1 protein-coding gene is annotated in these 327 nt (G+C 48.0%); it reads left to right on the top strand.

Translation table 11 applies throughout. The features are described 5' to 3' along the window. Nucleotides 1-327: transposase (locus tag H4O21_RS24960; protein ID WP_182812690.1), on the top strand; the 327-nt coding region annotated here is incomplete at both ends.

Raw genomic sequence — 327 nt, forward strand, 5'->3', positions numbered from 1 at the left:
CTTTATCAGAGCTTCTGTCTGAGGATAAAGAGACAGGAAAAGCGTGGTTTATCAAAGAAAAGCTCCGCTGGATCAGGGATGTAAAAACGCCCCAGCAGGCTCGCTGGAGGCTGACTCACTTTATCAATCATGCCCGGGATGTTCTGGGAGATAGTCCTCTGCAAAGTCCCATGTATGAGGCATTAGAGACCCTCAAAAGACACTCAGAGCGTATTGTGAGACGTATCACCTCAGATTTAACCAATGCCCGTCTGGAAGGAATGAACAGCCTTTTCCAGGCCGCTCGTGCACGCGCAAGGGGTTACAGAAATACAAAGAACTTTATCA

Origin of the sequence: Oceanospirillum sediminis, assembly GCF_014164585.1 — a bacterium.
Taxonomy (GTDB): domain Bacteria; phylum Pseudomonadota; class Gammaproteobacteria; order Pseudomonadales; family Halomonadaceae; genus Oceanospirillum; species Oceanospirillum sediminis.